Source organism: Streptomyces sp. NPDC038280, from assembly GCF_055600045.1.
Genome location: NZ_JBVJYZ010000022.1, coordinates 65,898 through 84,518 on the forward strand (window position 1 = coordinate 65,898; position 18,621 = coordinate 84,518).

Here is an 18,621-nt window from a genome sequence, read left to right on the forward strand (position 1 = left end):
GTCTCCCTGTCCTACGAGCAGTGTGCATTCGATGTGGAGCGTGGGTCTTCCGGCACCGTAGTTCATCGGCGCCCGGGAGAACTGACGAAGTGTCGGACGCGCGGGCTCGGCCGGGAGGTCTACGGCGAGGCCGCGGTCCCGGCGCCTATCTCGGCGCGCATCCGGCCGGCTATGTGCCGTATGAGCCGGGCCATGTCCGCGCAGTACACGGTCGGATGGTGGAAGCCGCTGTGCGCGACATAGCGGTGGGCGTAGTTGCCGGCGCCGCAGACGGCGACCAGCGGGCAGTCCAGGCAGTCGGCCGCGAGGGCGTCGCGGCCGAGCTGGCGGGCGACGATGCCCGGATGTTCGAGGGCGTCGTCGAAGCTGTCGTGGTGGACGTCGAGCCCTGTGGCGGGGGCGTGCTCATAGGCGGTCTTCAGCGAGTCGACCTGCTCGATGGCCCCGTCGGTGTCGACGACGACGGTGGCGGCCGGGGAGAGCCCGACGGACTCGGTGGTACTGGGCCGGCCGAGGAGCAGCGCGATGATCTCGGCGAAGAGCCGGACCCGGACGGCGGGCCCCTCCCGCCGGCCCCACCACAGGTCGAAGACCTCACCCAGCCAGTCGCCGTAGGGGGTCGGTCTGCCGTGCGGCAGGGACAGCAGACGCGGGTCGGCGGCGGCGACCCCGGGCGGCGGCGAGGACCAGTTGGCGTGCGGCAGCAGCAGATCCAGGGCGGGGGGCGCCAGCGCGGTCAGCGAGTGGAACACCTCGGCGGGATCGCGGGCGAGGTCGATGACGCACAGGATTCCGGCGTACGTCCCGGGGTGCCCCCGCAGCAGCCCGGCGGCCCGCGACGCGGCGGGCCAGCTCGCGCGCCCCGCGTGGTCGACCCGGCGGCCGTTGTGCGCGGCCGTCCCCCCGTCGAGGCTGAGCCCGACGCGGATGCCGGCACCGGCGAGCTCGGCGAGGACACCCGGGGTCAGAAGGGTTCCGTTGGTCTGTACGACGAAGCCGATGGCGCAGTCGTCCGGCACGGCCCGCCGCACGTACGAGGTGTAGGCGAGCAGCGGCCCGGCGCCGCCGAGCAGGGGCTCACCGCCGTGCAGGTCGACGCGTACGGACGTCAGGGCGTGCGCGCGGACGTGCTCGCCGATCCGGGCCGCGGTGCGCCGCATGGTGTCGTCGGAGACCCGGGGCGGGCGATGACGCCATGTGCGGTCGGGGCTCTCGTAGATGTAGCAGTAGGTGCAGGCGAGGTTGCAGCGGCTGTGCACCTTGAGGACGAACTGGCGGAACGGGAGGCGACGGGGCCATGCCCGGCGGGCCTCGGCCACGTCCAGATCGTGCAGCGGCCAAGGGGCTAAGACCTCTTGAGAACTCGGTTCTCCTCCGGGGCGCCCGCTCCTCACGGTCACGGCGTGTCGTCGAACGCCGCGAAGGTGTCGTGCTCCGAACGCGGCTGGATCACCAGGTCCTCCAGCACCGCGCAGAGTGCCGGACGGTCGACGCGGTCGAGCAGCGCGGCCAGATCGACGCCGGAGAAGTCGGGCAGCGACTCACGGGGCGCGCTCACGGCCGGGGTCCGCACATCGTCTCCTCATGGTGATCGTCTCAGCCCTGGGCAGGTCTAACCGGGCATGCCCTCTGCCCCGCGTCCGGAAACACGTGCGAGTCACCGCGTGCCGTCCAGCCGCTGGATCCGGTCATCGGTGCGCCGTGCTTCGGCCGGATCCGCTTCGGTGGTCTGTGCCCATTGGTCCCGGGCCGCCCGGTACATCTCCAGGGCCCTGGCGGGCCCGGCGAGGAACTCCAGCACCTCACCGCGTCCGTGCAGGGCGCGGGCGGCGATGGCCGGGTCCCCGGCCTCCGCCGCCGTGTCCGCCGCGCGGCGGTAGGCGTTGTCGGAGTGGTCCCACTGCTCCCGCTCACCGGTGCGCTCGGCCAGCAGCCGGTGCAGCGCGCCCAGTTCGAGCAGGGCGAGGGCCCGGGGGGCGGCCGCGTCGGTGTCCCTGAGTGCCTGCTCCGCCGTCCAGCACGCCTCGTACAGGTCCGCGATCATCGACTCGAGGCGGTACCGCTCGCGCAGCGCCTCGGCGAGGAGCAGCCTGCGCTCGGTCGCGGACGGGTGGCTGGGGGCCGTGTCGGCGACGGCCTCCCGAAGGCTGTGCACGGCCTCGGAGACCGTGGACCTCCGGTCCGGTTCCTGGAGGATCTCCAGGAGCATGCGGCCGTAGGAGACGAGGAGCTCTACGCGCTGTGGGTCGCCCGGTCGTAACAGACTCAATGCCCGTTTCATCTCCGCCTCGGCCAGCTCGATGTCCTGTGTGTCGCCGGTCGCCCGGTGCCGCCCCCACCGCAGTACGGCGAGCCGGCCACGCGCGACAGCCTCCAACTCCGTCTCCCCCTCTCTACGGGCGGCGTCGGCGGCCCGGTTCAAGGTTTCCCCCTCCTCGGGGCGTGTGAACGGTTCCCCACTGAGCGCGTATGCCTCGGCGAGATCGAACAGCGCGCGCGCCGGTGCCATCGCCTCACCGTCCGCGCCCCCTGTGTCCTCTACCCCTGAATCCAGCGCGGAAGCGGCCCTTCCGGCCAGTTCCCGTTGCTCGTGGCCGCCCGGCCGCGCGAGTGTCGCGCGCTGGAGCAGGACCCGGCCGAGCGCGAACCACAGGGCGGCGGGGGGACGTCCGCCGGGCCATGTCTCGCTGAGCCGGCCCAGCAGCCTGCTGGAGCGGCGCAGCGACTCGGCGGCGGCGGTCGGCGAGAGCCTGAAGCGCCGTTCCACGATGCGGGTGTGCAGGAGCGCGCACTCCAGCATCGTCGCCGGATCCAGACCCCGCTCCCCCAACGCCCGTTCGAGCTGGGCCGCAGCGTCGTCGAGGTCCCGCACGCCCTCTTCCGCGCCTGCGGCGGCCTCGCCCCGGGCTCGCAGGACGCGGGCGAGCGCGAGCCGGTCCCCCGCCCGTACGGGCGTGTCCCGCGTGGCGGTGTCGTCGGTGCGGGAGCGGGCGATGCGCTCGGCGAGCCGGAGCGTCTCCGGATCGCCCCACTCGGTCCAGGCGTGCAGCAGCGCCTCGGTGTGGAGCCGGTCCCGGTCCTGATGGCCGGCGGCCTCGGGGGTCCGCAGCAGCCGCAGCGCCTCCAGCAGGTCATCGGTGGCGTGGTCGCTCTCGTACCGGCGCAGGAGCGCGGTGGCGGCGGCGACCGGGCCCTCGGCCGCGGCCGGAGTGGTGGAGCGGTAGCCGACCTCGCGCTCGAACCGGCGCATCACCTGTTCGGAGACGTACACGAACGGCTCCGGCACGCTGTCGTGCCCGCTCACCACCCGCCGGCCGGTGCCCTCCAGATGGGCGACGACGATGGCGGGGAAGTTGCGGGCGCCGCGGCCGAAGGTGCGCTCGATGTAGAAGGAGCAGTGCTTGAGGACGAGCGCGGCCTCTCCCGCGCTCAGCTGCTCGAGCAGCAACTGCCGGACGTGAGGCTTGAATTCGAACCAGGGGCCGTGGCGGCGGTCGGCGTCCTCCAGGTCGGTCACCAGGCCGCCGAGCAGGACCTCCGCGAGCTCGCCGGGGCCGCTCTGCGGAAGCATGGCCCGCTGGATCAGCTGCATCACCGGTACGGAGAGCGGGGCGGCGGAGAGCTGGACGGCGAGCTGGCGGGCGGCGGGTGAGGCGGTCTCCCCGAAGTCGGCGAGCAGCCGGACGGCCTCGGCCCGCCGGTCGGCGTCGTGCCCCTCCGGGCTCTGCTCGGTACCGATTGTCTCGTGGTTGGAGTCGTTGGCGTCGTTGGCGTCGTTCTCGTCGTTGTCGGCCGGAGCGTACGGCTCCGCCTCGACGGGGGGCGGCTCCAGCAGCGCGGCGGCGCAGCGCAGTTCGAGGCCGCCCCGGGCGGACACCAGCCGCGCCCAGGTCCGCAGCGCCGCCGGCGTCGCGGTGAGCACCGGCACATGCAGGCCGGAGACGGGCGCGCCGCCGCTGTGTCCGCCGGTGCGGGACCCGGAGCGGGCCGCGGAGTCGAGCCTGCGGAACTCCAGCGAACGGTACGGTCCCGGTCTCCGCGTCAGCAGTCCGACGGCGGCGGGCAGCCCGGTGCGCTGCCAGAACCGGTGCGGCAGCGGCTGCAGCACGGCGAGGGGCGCGCTGCCCGCCCACCGGTGCAGCAGCCGCTGGAAGGAGCCGTCTCGCCACAGCGGCCCCGCACAGTCGCTGAGCAGCAGGTGCACGCGCTGGCCCGAGACGTCGGTCAGCTCCTCGGCCGGGCGCAGCACGTGCCCGGGGCCGGGGCGGGCGGTGACCCCGATGCCGCTGCGGTCCGCCTGGCCCGGACCCCGGCGGGCGGTGCCCCCGATGCCGTGGGGCAGCGGGTGCAGGTACTGGACGCTGACGTCCCGGAAGGCACCGAGCTGTTCGCAGGCGCGACGCAGTTCCTGCAGGAGGCCCTCCCACACGGCCATGGAGGGGGCGCCGTCCATGAGGATCTGCAGGTCGGCCGTGCGCCGGCCCACCGGGCGGCGCACCGGCATCACCAGGCCCGTGGTGGCGGTGAGTTCGGCGGTGGCGTTCTCGTCGAGCTCGGCGCGGGTGGCGGGTCCCGAGGGCCGGTAGGAGCGCAGTGCCCGCAGGGCGCGTTGCAGAGGGGGCAGGGACGGCAGGGTGGGGGCGGAGGAGAGCCGGACCCGCCGGCCCGGGGAGGCGGCCGGCCTCACGGGGGCGGAGGAGCGTGCGGAGCCGGTCGCGGAGGCGGAATCGGTGGCGGAGTCGGTGGAGTCGGTGCGGCTCTCGGCGAAGGCCTGGCCGGGGCCTCCGGTGAGGGGATCGGTGAGGTGGAGGGCCGGGTTCCGGCCGGCCTCGCCCGGGTACGGCCGAGGACCCCCCTCCCCGGCACGCACATTGGCCGGATCCTTGCGGGTCCCTGGGGGCGCTTCCCCCGTGCCGGCGGCGGCGCCGGGCGCGTGCGGGGCGTCCGCGGGCGCCGTCCACCGGGACAGCCAGAGGGCGTCCGCGATCTGTCCGCTGTCCAGCGGGGCGCCCGCGGCGGCAAGGGTCTCGACGAGCTGGTTGAAAGGGTCCGGGCCGGGGCCTGGCACCCCGCTCACCCTGTCCGGTCCAGCGGCGCCATCAGTACCTCCGCGAGCCGGTCACGTACCGCGGTCCCCTCCCGGTCGCTCATGTTGCGCACGAGGTGGATGGCGTTGAGGAGCTGGTCGACGGCGAGGACGTCGCCGGGGTCCCGGTCGAGGAAGCGCCGGATGAGCTCGCCGTACTCCGCCTCGGCCGCCTCGCCGAAGTGCGCCCGGACCATCCCGGCGAGCCGGCTCTCGTCGGGCGCGGCCATCTGGAGGTGGATGCAGCGCCGTCGCAGGGGCGCGGGGAAGTCCCGCTCGCCATTGCTCGTCATCACGATGAAGGGGAACTGGCGGCAGCGGACCCGGCCGTTGCGGATGGGGACCTTGACCCCGTCGTCGGTCATCACCTCCACCTCGGGGGCGATGTCCGCGATGCGCTCCAGCTCCGGAATGGCGAACTCGCCCTCCTCCAGGACGTTGAGGAGGTCGTTGGGCAGATCGATGTCGCTCTTGTCGAGTTCGTCGACGAGCAGCACCCGTGGCCGCGCGTACGGCAGCAGGGCCGTGCCGAGGGGTCCGAGCCGGATGTACCGCCCGATGTCGGCGATCCCCTGCGGTCCGCTGCCCGGCCGCCCGTCGTCGGGTCGTGCCTCGTCGGGTCGTCCGTGGCCGGGTGCGCTCTCGCCGAGGGTCGTACGGATCTGGAGGTCCTGGAGCCGGCCGATGGCGTCGTACTGGTAGAGGCCGTGGACCAGGGCGCTGCGGCTGACGATCGGCCAGCTGAGGACGCGGCCCAGTCCCAGTTCGTACGCGACCGAGTGGGCGATCGTGCTCTTGCCGCTGCCGGGGTGGCCGGTCACCAGGAGCGGGCGGCGCAGGTAGAGCGCGGCGTTGATCAGCTCGCGCTCCTCCGTGCCCGGCCGGTGCAACTGGGCCTGGCGGGTGCGCACTCCGAGTCGGCGGCGGGAGGCGCTGTCGAGCTCGCGCGGGCACTGCAGGGGCCCGTCACCGTCGAAATCCCGCCAGGGCGGCGGCGGGGGCAGCATGTCGATCCCGTCGTGCGGGGCTCCGGCACCCCGGTAGATCAGCCATTCGCTCATGTCGACCCCCTCCTCGACAGGCTGCCATGACAGTACCGGGGACGGCCCCGGCTCACGATGCATTCCGGTCTCGTCGCCCCGGATGTTCCAGGGGCTTCGCGGCCGCACGGGGCAAAGGGTGGTTCGGGTCGTCGTAGAACAGGACAAGTCCCCGCACCCAGCGCGCCTCCGGGTCCATGCCCCGGGCGCGCAGCCGCCACACCTGGCCGGGAAGCGACTGCAGGGCGTGCGCCGGGCGGTCCGTGGCCAGCAGATCGGCGATCCCGGTGTGGAAGTCGTCGCAGGAGTCGCCGCAGTCGGCCTCGTACGGGTGCCCGTGTCCGTCGGAGCGCCACAGGGCGACGGGGAAGCCAAGCCCGACGGCCCGCTGGGCGGCGACCCCGCCGGGACCGGTCGTGACGTCCCGGCAGAGCACCGGGATCCGGCCGTCCGGTACGGCACCGAGCTCATGACGGCCGAGCGGCGCCCGCGGGTCGGCGAGCCGCAGGGATTCGAGCCGGGGCGCGCTCAGCAGTCCGCTCCAGCGGTTCGCCCAGAGGGTCTCCCCGTCCGCGGCCACCGGCGCGAGACGGCGTTCGATGTCCCGCAGGACCACGGGCCGGTCGGCGCCGACGACCACCCGCGGCGAGCTGGGGCGGGGGTCCTCCCTCATCTCCCAGTCGGCGACGGCCGCGCCGAACCGCGAGCCGGGCAGGGCCACTTCCAGCGGTACGGGGTCTCCGGGCGGCCGGGCCGCGTCGGCGCCGGACAGGACGCCGGAGAGGGCGGCGAGGGCCTGGTGGCGGGCCTGTTCGAAGGGCGTACCGTCCGGCTGGGGCGCCACGGCGAGCTCCCAGCGGCCGTCCCCGTACCCCTTGAGGACCGACCAGGTGAACAGCGGCTCCTGGACGTCCGCCGCGCCGTAGAGGTCGTCGTCCGTCTCCTCCTGGTAGAGGGAGGGGGCCTCCTCGAATTCCAGGAGGACCGCGCGGGGGGCCGGCCGCAGGCCTCGCAGGCTCCTGCGGGCCTGCGGGCGCAGGGCCTGCCCGCGCTCCATCACCCAGCGGTGCAGGGCCTGCGCCTCGAGGGCCGCGGCGCCGTCGGCGCCGGCCGCGGCGGCGCTGCGGTGCACCTCGACGGCGACCCGCGCGAGGTACTGGAGGTGGACGGCGAGGTCGTCTCTGCCGCCGAAGCCGCGGAGCATGCCGTGGCCGTCGCGCCAGGTCAGCGCACGGGTGGCGCGGTTGGCGTGCTGACCGGTGGCCTCCTGCACGAGCTGCTGGACGACCAGGGGGCTGCGGGGTCCGGGGATGCTGCCCAGCCGGTGGAGGGCGGTGAGCCGGTCGGTCAGCGCCCAGGTGCTCAGCCGGCCGGGGAGTTCGCGCTGTCCGTCGATCCAGGTGTCCTGGCCGTCGCTCTGTTCCGGGTCCTGGCGGCGCCAGTGCCATTCGTCGTGCAGCCGCATCAGCTCCCGGTACGGCTCGTCCCCGAGGTCGGGCGCGCCGGGCTGGTGCGCGTCGGGGCCGAGGGCACGCAGGGCGCTGATGGCGACCGCGAGACCGGAGCGGCCGTCCTTGGCGCGCGCCTTGACGACGCCGATCACCTCCCCGCGGTCGAGGTCGATGAGCGGCCCCCCGGAGACGCCGTGGCGCATGTCGACCTTGAGCGTGACCTTGATCCGGCTGCCCTTGTTGCCGCCGTGGCCGCAGACGAGCTGTTCGGTGACGAACGGGCCTTCCTCGCCGTTGGCGTCGTAGAAGCGGCCGATGATTCCGCCGCCGTCGTCGTCCTGCCCGAACTCGCCCGGCGGCCGGTCGGTCAGCCAGACGCAGCGTTCGCGCTTCACCGGTTCCAGGAGCGCGATCAGGGCGAGGTCGGGGGTGATGCCGTCGACGGCGTCGGCGTACGGCTCGCGCCCGGCTTCCTCGGCGCCGCGCTGCGGCACGGACTGGCGGGGCGAGGGCATGCAGTACGCGAGCCGGCCCGGCAGGACCTCCCCGTCGACCACGACCCCCACATCGGGCTCCCCGGGGGCGACCGGGTCCTGGGGGCGGCGCAGCCCGAGGCCGTCCACGAGGACATGGGCGCAGGTCAGCACCCATCCGGGCGCGACCAGGCAGCCGCTGCCCCAGAGGACGGGCCGGCGCCGGGCGGGCGCGTAGGGGCCGTCGGCGGCGGCGGCCGGTCGGGGCGGTGGGCAGATCCCGACGGTGGCGTCCTGCGCAAGACGCCAGAGGATCTCGCGTCCGGACATCAGCTCGCGGCCCGGTCCCGGCCTCCTTCGGGCGTTCCGTTCCGATGGGCCGCGCGGCGGTCGGCGTGCCGCCAGGTCAGCGTGATGGAGAGGTTCGCCTTCGCCTCGCCGTCGGCGAGGACCGCGAACGCCTTGCCGGGCTTGGCTGAGACCTCGATGCCGAAGGTGACGGCGGTCTCGTCGGGCGCGACGTCGGCGGTGGCGTCCCGCACGGAGCGGGCGACGCCCTCGACGGTCTCCTTGAGCCCCTCGATCCTGGTGGTCACCCGGTCCCAGACGCCGACGTCGTCGTAAAGATCGTCGTACTCGCCGCCGCCCCCGTCGAGCCGGGACGCCCGGACCCAGACCTCGGTGCCGTCGGGCAGCTGTATCGGCCGTATCCCGTCCCCCATGACGCACCCCCGTCCCCGTGGCGCACCAGTTCCCGTACGCCCCAGTCACACTGATGGAGGATCAGGCTAGCTCGCCGGGGCCGCGGGGGCGAGGGGCTCCCGAGCTCTCCTATCCTGGCTGGGAGAACGCATTTTCCGAGTCCCACCGGAGCACCCCTTGTACTTCACCGACCGTGGCATCGAGGAACTGGAGAAGCGGCGCGGCGAGGAGGAGATCACCTTCGAGTGGCTCGCCGAGCAGCTGCGCACCTTCGTCGACCTGAACCCGGACTTCGAGGTCCCGGTGGAACGCCTGGCAACGTGGCTGGCCCGCCTGGACGACGAGGAGGACGAGGAGTAGGTCCTGGTCCTCGGGGGCGTGCGCCCCGAACGCCCCCGCTCCCCGGGCGCAGCCCGGCCCGCCCCCGGTCTGGCCGGGTGCGGTCGCGCCCCTGCAACGGCTCCCGCCCCTCGGGCGCGCGGCGGCAGCACGGCGCACCGCCAGGACCGTCCCGAGCGCGGTGGGGCCGGGCACGCCCGTGACGCGGTAAGCGGCTCGCAGCGCCGGACGGGCGTCGACGGCGCGAATTCCGGGCGGGAGCCCTACCGAAACCCGGTCGGTCGGCCGGACCGGAGGCCGGCGGGCGGGTGGCGCGGCGCCGAGATGATGCGCGTTTCAGCACACCTGTCCCCGGCGGAGGCGGCCGAGCCGGCCCGCAAGTCCGCGCAGGCCGGCCCCGGGCTCGACCGGACCGGCTGACCGCGCGCGGGCGGCGACGGCGGGTGGCGCGGCCGAGCCGGCCCGCAAGCCCGCGCAGGCCGACCCCGGGCTCGACCGGACGGGCTGACCGCGCGCGGGCGGCCGACGGCGGGTGGCGCGGCGCGACCCTCTCGCGGGGGCCGCCGGCTGCCGGTGGGCCGCCGAGCACCCCCGCCACACCCACCCGACGCTTGCCCGGTTCACTGCCCGGCAGCGTGCCCGCCAGGAGCGAGCAGCCCCGGGGGACGGGGGCGGACGACGACTCCGACCGTTCACCGACTCGTCGGCGCCCCCTCCAGGAACCGCTCACCCCGGGACCCGAGGCCGCCCAGCGTCCCGACCGCACAACGGACTCGTCGGCACGCTCCACCACAGTGCCGCGACCGGCTCAGCGGCCCGGTGGGCGCCACATCGCGTCCGGCGCGCACCCCGCGGTGCCCCTGCCCGCGAGGGTCCAGGGTCATCGGCAGGGACTGTCGCGGGTCCGCAGCCGGACGCGGCACGGGATCGGCGCTTGCGGTGTGGACCGCGCGATCACGTGGTCGCGAGGGGGTGGCCGCGACGGTGGGCTCGAACCGGGGCGGCAGCGGCAGGAAGAGCCGCCCGCGTCGCCGGGTCGCCGGCCCGCCCCGTCCCAGGGGGCTGGGGCCGCCCCGGGTGGCCGCACCGCCGTACTGGCCGGAGGGCCGGCGGTTCGCCACCGCCTCGTCGACCGGGCCGACGCCCGCGCCGCTCCCGCGCGAAGGCACCGGCCCAGCCCCCCGCCGCGCCCCCGCTCACCGCCGTCGTCGACGCTGCCCCTTGACTTCCCCAGACCGCGATATATCGTGTCTATCGAGATACGCGATATGTTGCGTCGCCGATCCGGGAGGTCCGCACCATGACAGAGTGGTCCGTCGCCGAGCCCCAGAAGCTCACCTTCGACGACCCCGTGACAACGCTCAAGGTGCGCGTCGTCAACGGAACGGTCAACGTCGTCGGGACCGACGAGGGTTCCGCGCGGCTGGAAGTGGCGGAGATCGAGGGGCCGCCGCTGACCGTGACGCGGCAGGGGTCGAGCCTCACCGTCGCCTACGAGGATCTGACCTGGAAGGGCTTTCGCGACTGGCTCGACCGCAAGCTCGACCGCAGGAGCTGGCAGCGCAGCGTCGTCGTGACCCTGGCCGTGCCGGCCGGGGCCGACGTCGAGGTCGGGGCAGTCGGTGCCGCCGTGATGGTGTCCGGCGTGCGGGGGCGTACGGACGTCCGTGGTGTCACCGGTGACACCACGCTCGTCGGGCTCTCGGGCCCGGTCCGCGCGGAGAGCGTCTCCGGCAGCCTGGAGACCCAGTCCGTCACCGGCGACCTCCACCACAAGTCCGTCTCCGGCAGCCTCACGGTGGTCGATGGCGCCGGCCCTTCCGTCCGGGCCGAATCGGTCAGCGGCGACATGGTCGTCGACCTCGAGCCCGCCGGCCCGACGGACGTCCGACTGACGAGCGTCTCCGGCGAGATCGCGATCCGGCTCCCGAACCCGGCCGACGCCCAGGTCGAGGCGAACACCGCGAGCGGCGCGGTCTCCAACGCTTTCGAGGATCTCCGGGTCAGCGGCCAGTGGGGCGCCAAGAAGATCACCGGGACGCTGGGCGCGGGCACGGGCACGCTCCGCGCGACGACCGTGTCCGGCTCGATCGCGCTGCTGCGCCGCCCGGCCGCCGAGTCCGACCCGGGCCCCGGTGCCCGTCACGACGCCGGCCCCGACTCCCCCGTCGACTTCGGAAAGGTGCTCTGACATGCCCCCGGTCTTCGCCCACGGCCGTCTGCGGCTCTACCTCCTCAAGCTCCTCGACGAGGCCCCCCGCCACGGCTACGAGGTGATCCGTCTCCTGGAGGAGCGGTTCCAGGGCCTGTACGCGCCCTCGGCCGGCACGGTCTATCCCCGCCTGGCCAAGCTGGAGGCCGAGGGCCTGGTCACGCACGCCACCGAAGGCGGCCGCAAGGTCTACTCGATCACCGACGCGGGCCGCGAGGAACTGGCCGGGCGCGGCGGCGAGCTCGCCGACCTGGAGCTGGAGATCCGCGAGTCCGTCTCGGAGCTCGCCGCCGAGATCCGCGACGACGTCCGCGGCGCCGCGGGCAAGCTCCGCAGCGAGATGCGGGCGGCGGCGAGCGAGACGCGCCGTACGGAGCCCGGCTTCGGCGACACCTTCGGTACGGCGTTCGGGGACACCTTCGGCGACGCCAAGGAGGAGCTGCGCCGCGCCAAGCAGGAGTGGAAGGAGCAGACCCGCCGGGCCAAGGACGAGTCGCGCCGGGCCCGCGAGGACGCCAAGGCGGCCCGACGGCAGGCGAAGGAGGCCCAGGAAAAGGCCAATCAGGAGGTCCAGCGGATCGCCCGCCAGGTCCAGGAACAGGTCCAGGACCACTTCAGGCGGGGCGACTGGCCGACGGGCGTACGGGAAGGGCTGTCCGAGCTGACCGCCCAGCTGGGCGGCATGGCCCGGGGAGCGGCCTGGCCGCCGTACGTCACGCCGGAGCCCGCCGACGCGGATCCGCAGTGGCCGAAGGACACCGAGTCGACCGGCGACCCGGCCCGTGACCTGGACCGGCTCCTGGACCGTTTCCGCGACGACATCCGCGACGCGGCGCGGGACCACGGAGTCTCGGAGGCCCAGCTCGGCGAGGCCAGGCGCCACCTGTCCACGGCGGCGGCCCATATCGCGGCGCTGCTACGCAGCGACCCGCAGGAGGGTTCCGACCGGGCCTGAGACCGCACGCGGTCCCGATCGACGGCCCTGCCCCGGTCGCTGGCACGACCGGCGACCCCGCCACGCCGTACGCGGAGTCCAGAAGCCCGGCGGGCCGGTTCTCCGGCGGCACGCTGCTGACGTACGAGGGCTTCGGGCACACCGCGTACGGGCGACCCTCCCGTGTCACCGCCGCCGTCGACGGCTTTCTCTTGGATCCAGCCTGCCGACGGCCCCTGGCGTCCTCATCCGGCGGCGGACGCCTCGGCCGCGAACAGGAGCCGCTCCAGGGCGCCGTAGGTCGCGCCCTGCTCGGCCAGGACCTCCGACACGAGACCCGGGCGGGCGGCGAGTGCCAGCAGGAGGTGCTCGGCGCCGATGGTGCGGTCGCGGCGGCCGAGGGCGACGCGCAGCGACTTCTCCAGGACGTCCTTGGCCTCGCGGGTGAAGGGACGGCGGCCGGACCACCAGCTCCGCTCTGCCCGGTCGCCGCCCAGCACGCCCACGCCGTGGGTCTCCTCCACCCGGGCGACGATCTCCTCGACGGAGATGCCGATCCCGGCGAGGGCGTCGGCGTCCGCCCTGGACATTCCGCCGCGCCTGCGCGCCTCGGCGAAGGACTCCTCCAGCGCGGCCCGTCGCTCCGTGACGCCAAGGGCGCGCAGGGCGAAGGCCGTCCGCCCTCCCTCCACGTCGAGCAGGGAGAGCAGCAGATGCTCGTCGGTGACGGAGTCGGAGTGGGCCCGTTCGGCGTGGGCGGCCGCGCCGGTCACCACGGAACGGGCGTCCTTCGTGAACCGTTCGAACATCACTGCCTCCCGTACTTCTTGTGGACGGCCTGCCGGCTGACCCCCAGCTCGGCGGCGATCTCCTGCCACGACCAGCCCTGGTTGCGGGCGCTGCGGACCTGGACGGCTTCGAGTTGCTCGAGGAGTCGCCGCAGCGCGGAGACGGCTCGCAGTCCGACCCGTGGGTCGCGGTCGCCCGCCCTCGCGGCGAGATCGGTTGCGTCGGTCATGACTGTCAACCTACGTTGACACCCGACGGCTGTCAACCTTGGTTGACGATGAGGCTCACCCGGGCTCCGGGCGCGGCCACCACCCGCACACGCGCCTGCTCCCCGGGGGCCACGCGCCGCGTGTCCGCCCACGCCCGCCCGACGACCTCGATCCGCCAGCCCCGCTCGCCCGGCGGCAGCGACAGTTCGGTGACCCGGGAGCCGCGCCGGGCCGCCTCGTACTCCAGCCGGAAGACACCGGAGTCGTACGACGAGGAGCGCACCGCGCCCGCGACCGCCGCGGCGTACGGCGAGGCGGTCTGCTCCTTGTTCACACGGAAGGTCCCGGCGGCGTCCACCGCGCAGTACCCGCCTCCGTAGCACCACACATAACCCGCCCAGCCGGAGCTGTAGCGGTTCAGCGAGGCGAGCGCGTCACGGTAGAAACGGCCCATGTTCGGCAGGTCGTTGTTGAGCGGCCCCCACTCCCCGACGACGACCGGGACGCCGTACTCCTTCGGATAGACGGTGACCGCGGCCTCGTACGACTCGATCCAGCCCGCCGCCGGGTCGTAGTCGGCGCCTGCCTCCATCGCGGTGTTGTAGAAGTGCGGGGCGTACACCACCTTCGGGTCCTTGATCCTCCCCAGGCCCGTCGGGACGCCCTCGCCGACGATCGGTGTCGGCTCGACGAACACCCAGGTGTCCTCGTCCACCGAACGGACCGCGTCCGCGAGCCGGTTGTACATCGGGGTGAGCTGGTCCCGCTCGATCCGGCGGGCGGCGGCGGGCAGGTCCTCCCCCTCCCGCAGCTCCCCCATCGGCTCGTTGATCAGGTCGTAGCCGAGCACGGCGGGATGGTCCTCGAACCGGTCGGCGAGCACCCGCCACATCCGGGCCTGCGCGCGCCGCAGGTCCTCGTCCCCGTAGAGATGGGTGAAGGCCCGCTGCACGGCCGGCTCGAAGTACTCCGAGAACCAGTCGCCGGGGTGCGGCGTGAACGGCAGGCCGTCGGTACGGGTGGCCCACTCCGGGACACCGCGATGCCCGAAGGCGGGTCCGAAGACGTCCTGGTGGGCGTCGATCAGGATCTGGATGTCGTACTTCTCGGCCCAGTCCAGGATCCGCTCGATCTTCCGCAGATACGCCTGGCTGAACTGGCCCCGCCGTGGCTCCAGGTCGTCCCAGAAGACCAGCAGGCGGGCGAAGTTGAAGCCTCGGCCCCGCATGTCGCGCAGATGCTTCTCGGTGACGGCGCTCAGCGCCTCGTCACCGCGGTGGGCCTTGTCCTCGATGTTCCAGCCGCGCAGGGTGAGGGCGCGGCCGTGCTCGTCCGTCAGGGCGGGTATGCCCCCGGCGCCCCCGGGAGCGGTACGGGCGGCCGCGGGGGCGGCCGCCGGGGCGAGGAGCGCGGCGGCGAGCGCCACGGCTGCGGTGAGGGTGCTGGTCGTTCGCATCACGGGAAACCTCCGGCACGGCGGTGTGGTCGCGTGCCGGAGATCCCATCAGTACATCTGACGGACCATCAAGACGTCGTGAGGACGATCTTTCCGAAGAGATCGCCCGCGGCCATCTTCTCGAAGCCCTCGCGCGCCCGGTCCAGCGGCAGGACGTCGTCGATCACCGGCCGGACACCGGTCGCCGCGCAGAACGAGAGCAGGTCCTCCAGCTCGTCCTTGGAGCCCATCGTCGAACCGATGACCTTCAGCTCCAGGAAGAAGATCCGGGTCAGCTCGGCGTGCGAGGGGCGGTCGCCGCTGGTCGCGCCGGTGATCACCAGGGTGCCGCCGGGCCGCAGCGACTTGACGGAGTGGGACCAGGTGGCGGCGCCGACCGTCTCGATGACGGCGTCCACCCGCCGCGGCAGCCGCGCGCCCGGCTCGAACGCCTCGACGGCGCCCAGCTCGACCGCACGCTTGCGCTTGGCCTCGTCGCGGCTCGTGGCGTACACCCGCAGGCCCGCCGCCTTGCCGAGGACGATCGCGGCGGTCGCGACACCACCGCCGGCGCCCTGGACGAGGATCGAGTCGCCGGGGCGTACGCCGGCGTTGGTGAAGAGCATCCGGTAGGCGGTGAGCCAGGCCGTGGGGAGGCAGGCGGCCTGCTCGAAGGAGAGCTCCTTCGGCTTGGGCAGCACGTTCCACGCGGGGACGGCGACCTTCTCGGCGAAGGTGCCCTGGTAGCGCTCGGTGAGGATCGACCGGGGCTCACGCGGCCCGACGCCGTGACCCGTCTGGCCGATGACCGAGTGGATCACCACCTCGTTGCCGTCCTCGTCGATGCCGGCGGCGTCGCAGCCGAGGATCATCGGCAGCTTGTCCTCGGCGAGGCCCACTCCGCGCAGCGACCAGAGGTCGTGGTGGTTGAGCGAGGCGGCCTTGACGGTGACGGTCGTCCAGCCGGGACGTACCTCGGGAGCGGGCCGTTCACCCAGCTCGAGGCCGTTCAGCGGCTGGTCGCGGTCGATTCGGGCGGCGTAGGCAGCGAACATGACCTTGAGCGTAGGACTCGGGACCGTACGGGGGAACCGTGTGCCGGTGTGACACGCGCCCCAGGCGGCGGGCTCGCGACGCGAAGGGGTTCGGCCGCGCCGAAGGGCACGGCAACGCGAAGGGGCCCCGCCGATCGGCGGGGCCCCACGTGCGCGTGACGGGGTCAGCGGCGCGCCACGCCCTCGGCGCGGGCCGCGGCGGCGACCGCCGCGGTGACCGCGGGGGCGACCCGCTCGTCGAACGGCGAGGGGATCACGTAGTCGGCCGCGAGGTCGTCACCGACCACGTCCGCGAGCGCGTTCGCCGCGGCGATCTTCATGCCCTCGGTGATCCGCGAGGCCCGCACCTGCAGCGCACCGGCGAAGATGCCCGGGAAGGCGAGGACGTTGTTGATCTGGTTCGGGTAGTCCGAGCGGCCGGTGGCCACGACCGCCGCGTACTTGTGCGCGACGTCGGGGTGGACCTCCGGGTTCGGGTTGGCCATGGCGAAGACGAACGCGTTCGGCGCCATCGACGCCACCGCGGCCTCCGGGACCGTACCGCCGGAGACACCGATGAACACGTCCGCGCCGGCCAGCGCGCTCTCCAGCGAACCGCTCAGGCCCGCCTTGTTCGTGATCTCCGCCAGCTCGCGCTTGACCGGGGTGAGGTCCTCACGGTCCAGGCTCACGATGCCCTTGCGGTCGGCGACCGCCACATCGCCCAGCCCCGCCTCGAGGAGGAACTTCGCGATGGCGACACCGGCCGCGCCGGCGCCGGAGATGACACCGCGCAGCTCGCCCAGGCCCCGCCCGGTCAGCTTCGCGGCGTTGCGCAGAGCGGCCAGGGTGACCACGGCCGTGCCGTGCTGGTCGTCGTGAAAGACGGGGATGTCGAGGCGCTCCTGGAGCTTGCGCTCGATCTCGAAGCACCGCGGCGCCGAGATGTCCTCGAGGTTCACTCCGCCGAAGGAGGGAGCGAGCCGGACGACGGTCTCCACGATCTCGTCCGCGTCGGTCGTGGCGAGCGCGATCGGCACCGCGTCCACGCCACCGAACTGCTTGAAGAGGATGGCTTTCCCCTCCATGACCGGAAGGGAGGCTTCCGGGCCGATGTCGCCGAGTCCGAGCACGGCCGTTCCATCGGTGACCACGGCGACGACCTGGGACTTCCAGGTGTAGTCGTGGACCAGGTCCGGCTGCTCGGCGATAGCGGTGCACACCTTGGCGACGCCGGGCGTGTACGCGAGGGACAAATCGTCCTTGTTGCGGACGGGCACAGTGGCCTGGATGGCCATCTTGCCGCCGCGGTGCAGCGCGAAGGCCGGATCGAAGGGCTCGTCGGGCCCGCCTTCCGTACCGCTGTCGCTGCGAGGATTGACGATCTCCGCTGCCATTTGGTTGACCCCTTAAGTCTTCATCATTTGAGGGTGGCCACTCCTGGTTGAGGAGGGGTGGGCGGACCCGCGTCCGTGCCCTGCGCCTGGCGGTTGGCCCGCCTCGGCAGGGGGGAGGTACGAACGCGCGGGCGCGCCGCACACGCGCCCTGAGCCCCGGATGAGGGGTGTAAGGATCCTTCTTACCGGACGGACGGCGTCGGCGACGAGTCCATATCCGGTGATCTGTCACTCGCGACGGCGCGCCCGATGACATGATTCGTCACAGCATGTCGGTCAGCGCTCACAGAACGCCCGGTTCGCGGACTTCGCGGAGTCCGTATGACGAGATCAACCGAAGATTTTCCGGTCTGAAGGTAGTGCTCCCGGAGATGGTCCGGCCTTGCGGTACCGGCCTTCCGGAGATCGGGGGTGACCCGTTACCCGATTTTGACATGCGCGGCCCCCTGATTCGTGTGGTCCGAATGGCAAGATGCCGTAATCACACGAGGTCGCGACACCCGAAGGTGCGTGCCCGACCTGGCAACTCCCTCACCAGCCGGAGGAACCCGACCATGACCGCAAGCTCCACCCGCTGCACGACCGCCGCCAAGACCCGGACGTCCCGGATTGCCGCGGTCGCCGCGATCGCGGTCGCCGGCTCCATGCTGCTGACCGCCTGTGGCGACCAGACCGACAGCGGCACGAAGAAGGAGGGCACCTCCTCGAGCTCGGCCCCGCTCTTCTCCAAGCTCCCCGCGAAGATCCAGAAGGCCGGCGTGATCAAGGTCGGCACGGACGCCACCTACGCGCCGATGGAGTTCAAGGAGGGCGAGAAGATCGTCGGTGTCGACCCCGACGTCGCCGCCGCCCTGAGCAAGCAGCTCGGTGTGAAGTTCGAGTTCACCAGCGGCACCTTCGACACCCTGCTCGGCGCGCTGCCGACCGGCCGCACCGACGTCGTGATGTCCTCGATGACGGACACCAAGGCCCGCCAGGAGGGTCTGGACGACAAGGGCAAGAAGACCGGTACCGGTGTCGACTTCGTCGACTACTTCTCCGCCTCCACCGGCATCCTGGTCAAGAAGGGCAACCCGGAGAACATCAAGTCCCTCGACGACCTGTGCGGCAAGAAGATCGCCGTCCAGCGCGGTACGACCTACGAGCAGTCCGCCAAGGACCAGGCCGCCAAGTGCGAGAAGGACGGCAAGCCGAAGCTCACCTTCGAGTCCTTCCCGACCGACGCCGAGGCCCAGACCCGTGTGAAGGCCGGCGGCGCCGTCGCCGACCTGAACGACTCGCCGGTCGCGGCGTACATCGCCAAGACCGCCGGAAGCGGCAACGACTTCGAGGCCGTCGCCAACAAGTCGGACGCCGGCCTCTTCGGCATCGCGATCGACAAGAAGAACACCGAGCTGCGCGACGCCCTCAAGGCGGCCCTCGACGCGGCCATCAAGGACGGCAGCTACAAGGCCGCGCTCGACAAGTGGGGCGCCGCCGACGGCGCCGTGACCGAGGCCAAGATCAACGGCGGCTCCTGA

At 73.2% G+C, this 18,621-nt stretch carries 15 protein-coding genes and 1 pseudogene; 5 read left to right on the top strand and 11 right to left on the bottom strand.

The window, feature by feature from the left end; all coding sequences use genetic code 11:
- Nucleotides 1–119: 119 nt before the first annotated feature.
- The 6 genes from ACZ7J0_RS30500 to ACZ7J0_RS30525 form a co-directional block, all read right to left on the bottom strand.
- A complete protein-coding gene (locus ACZ7J0_RS30500) occupies nt 120–1,319 on the bottom strand; it encodes an FxsB family cyclophane-forming radical SAM/SPASM peptide maturase (protein WP_470892778.1) in 1,200 nt (399 codons plus the stop codon).
- Nucleotides 1,320–1,396: 77 nt separating this feature from the next.
- Entirely contained in the window at nt 1,397–1,558 is a 162-nt protein-coding gene (locus ACZ7J0_RS30505; protein WP_470892779.1) for a hypothetical protein, read from the bottom strand.
- Between the two features lie 99 nt (nt 1,559–1,657).
- On the bottom strand, nt 1,658–5,068 hold the full coding sequence (locus tag ACZ7J0_RS30510; protein WP_470892781.1) for an SAV_2336 N-terminal domain-related protein: 3,411 nt from the start codon (nt 5,066–5,068) through the stop codon (nt 1,658–1,660).
- A gap of 5 nt (nt 5,069–5,073) precedes the next feature.
- Nucleotides 5,074–6,147 carry an AAA family ATPase gene (locus tag ACZ7J0_RS30515; RefSeq protein ID WP_470892783.1) on the bottom strand — a complete coding sequence of 358 codons (1,074 nt, stop codon included), beginning with the start codon at nt 6,145–6,147 and terminating at the stop codon, nt 5,074–5,076.
- A gap of 52 nt (nt 6,148–6,199) precedes the next feature.
- Nucleotides 6,200–8,380 carry a VMAP-C domain-containing protein gene (locus tag ACZ7J0_RS30520; protein ID WP_470892785.1) on the bottom strand — a complete coding sequence of 727 codons (2,181 nt, stop codon included), beginning with the start codon at nt 8,378–8,380 and terminating at the stop codon, nt 6,200–6,202.
- Nucleotides 8,380–8,772 (bottom strand): CU044_2847 family protein, encoded by a 393-nt coding sequence (locus ACZ7J0_RS30525; RefSeq protein ID WP_470892787.1) that lies wholly within the window; start codon nt 8,770–8,772, stop codon nt 8,380–8,382. The genes ACZ7J0_RS30520 and ACZ7J0_RS30525 overlap by 1 nt, the downstream gene beginning before the upstream one ends.
- A 157-nt stretch (nt 8,773–8,929) precedes the next feature.
- On the opposite strand from ACZ7J0_RS30525, the gene ACZ7J0_RS30530 reads away from it, so the two are divergent.
- The 4 genes and pseudogenes from ACZ7J0_RS30530 to ACZ7J0_RS30545 form a co-directional block, all read left to right on the top strand.
- Nucleotides 8,930–9,112, top strand: coding sequence for a DUF6104 family protein (locus ACZ7J0_RS30530; protein ID WP_469119236.1), 183 nt, complete (start codon nt 8,930–8,932; stop codon nt 9,110–9,112).
- A gap of 1,279 nt (nt 9,113–10,391) precedes the next feature.
- Nucleotides 10,392–11,282 (top strand): DUF4097 family beta strand repeat-containing protein, encoded by an 891-nt coding sequence (locus tag ACZ7J0_RS30535; RefSeq protein ID WP_470892789.1) that lies wholly within the window; start codon nt 10,392–10,394, stop codon nt 11,280–11,282.
- A 1-nt stretch (nt 11,283) separates the two neighbouring features.
- Nucleotides 11,284–12,258 (top strand): helix-turn-helix transcriptional regulator, encoded by a 975-nt coding sequence (locus tag ACZ7J0_RS30540; protein ID WP_470892791.1) that lies wholly within the window; start codon nt 11,284–11,286, stop codon nt 12,256–12,258.
- Between the two features lie 17 nt (nt 12,259–12,275).
- Nucleotides 12,276–12,401 (top strand): annotated as a pseudogene (locus ACZ7J0_RS30545) (alpha/beta hydrolase); the annotation flags it as partial.
- Nucleotides 12,402–12,482: 81 nt separating this feature from the next.
- On the opposite strand, the gene ACZ7J0_RS30550 reads toward ACZ7J0_RS30545, so the two are convergent.
- From ACZ7J0_RS30550 to ACZ7J0_RS30570, 5 genes are all read right to left on the bottom strand, one after another.
- Complete coding sequence (locus ACZ7J0_RS30550) at nt 12,483–13,046, bottom strand: Clp protease N-terminal domain-containing protein (RefSeq protein ID WP_470892793.1); 564 nt, start codon at nt 13,044–13,046, stop codon at nt 12,483–12,485.
- A complete protein-coding gene (locus tag ACZ7J0_RS30555; RefSeq protein ID WP_026058749.1) occupies nt 13,046–13,255 on the bottom strand; it encodes a helix-turn-helix domain-containing protein in 210 nt (69 codons plus the stop codon). The genes ACZ7J0_RS30550 and ACZ7J0_RS30555 overlap by 1 nt, the downstream gene beginning before the upstream one ends.
- A 32-nt stretch (nt 13,256–13,287) precedes the next feature.
- Entirely contained in the window at nt 13,288–14,691 is a 1,404-nt protein-coding gene (locus ACZ7J0_RS30560; RefSeq protein WP_470892795.1) for a cellulase family glycosylhydrolase, read from the bottom strand.
- Nucleotides 14,692–14,759: 68 nt separating this feature from the next.
- Nucleotides 14,760–15,725, bottom strand: coding sequence for a zinc-binding dehydrogenase (locus ACZ7J0_RS30565; RefSeq protein ID WP_470892797.1), 966 nt, complete (start codon nt 15,723–15,725; stop codon nt 14,760–14,762).
- 164 nt (nt 15,726–15,889) lie between these two features.
- A complete protein-coding gene (locus ACZ7J0_RS30570; protein WP_468707176.1) occupies nt 15,890–17,101 on the bottom strand; it encodes an NAD(P)-dependent malic enzyme in 1,212 nt (403 codons plus the stop codon).
- A 554-nt stretch (nt 17,102–17,655) separates the two neighbouring features.
- Between ACZ7J0_RS30570 and ACZ7J0_RS30575 the strand changes: the two genes are divergently transcribed.
- A complete protein-coding gene (locus ACZ7J0_RS30575; RefSeq protein ID WP_470892799.1) occupies nt 17,656–18,621 on the top strand; it encodes an ABC transporter substrate-binding protein in 966 nt (321 codons plus the stop codon).

What these genes read in the sequence shown, in the direction of transcription:
- ACZ7J0_RS30570 (WP_468707176.1), bottom strand. Translation starts at nt 17,101, where the DNA reads ATGGCAGCGGAGATCGTCAATCCTCGCAGCGACAGCGGTACGGAAGGC.
- ACZ7J0_RS30565 (WP_470892797.1), bottom strand. Translation starts at nt 15,725, where the DNA reads ATGTTCGCTGCCTACGCCGCCCGAATCGACCGCGACCAGCCGCTGAAC.
- ACZ7J0_RS30575 (WP_470892799.1), top strand. Translation starts at nt 17,656, where the DNA reads ATGACCGCAAGCTCCACCCGCTGCACGACCGCCGCCAAGACCCGGACG.
- ACZ7J0_RS30555 (WP_026058749.1), bottom strand. Translation starts at nt 13,255, where the DNA reads ATGACCGACGCAACCGATCTCGCCGCGAGGGCGGGCGACCGCGACCCA.
- ACZ7J0_RS30535 (WP_470892789.1), top strand. Translation starts at nt 10,392, where the DNA reads ATGACAGAGTGGTCCGTCGCCGAGCCCCAGAAGCTCACCTTCGACGAC.
- ACZ7J0_RS30515 (WP_470892783.1), bottom strand. Translation starts at nt 6,147, where the DNA reads ATGAGCGAATGGCTGATCTACCGGGGTGCCGGAGCCCCGCACGACGGG.
- ACZ7J0_RS30560 (WP_470892795.1), bottom strand. Translation starts at nt 14,691, where the DNA reads ATGCGAACGACCAGCACCCTCACCGCAGCCGTGGCGCTCGCCGCCGCG.
- ACZ7J0_RS30550 (WP_470892793.1), bottom strand. Translation starts at nt 13,046, where the DNA reads ATGTTCGAACGGTTCACGAAGGACGCCCGTTCCGTGGTGACCGGCGCG.
- ACZ7J0_RS30525 (WP_470892787.1), bottom strand. Translation starts at nt 8,772, where the DNA reads ATGGGGGACGGGATACGGCCGATACAGCTGCCCGACGGCACCGAGGTC.
- ACZ7J0_RS30520 (WP_470892785.1), bottom strand. Translation starts at nt 8,380, where the DNA reads ATGTCCGGACGCGAGATCCTCTGGCGTCTTGCGCAGGACGCCACCGTC.
- ACZ7J0_RS30540 (WP_470892791.1), top strand. Translation starts at nt 11,284, where the DNA reads ATGCCCCCGGTCTTCGCCCACGGCCGTCTGCGGCTCTACCTCCTCAAG.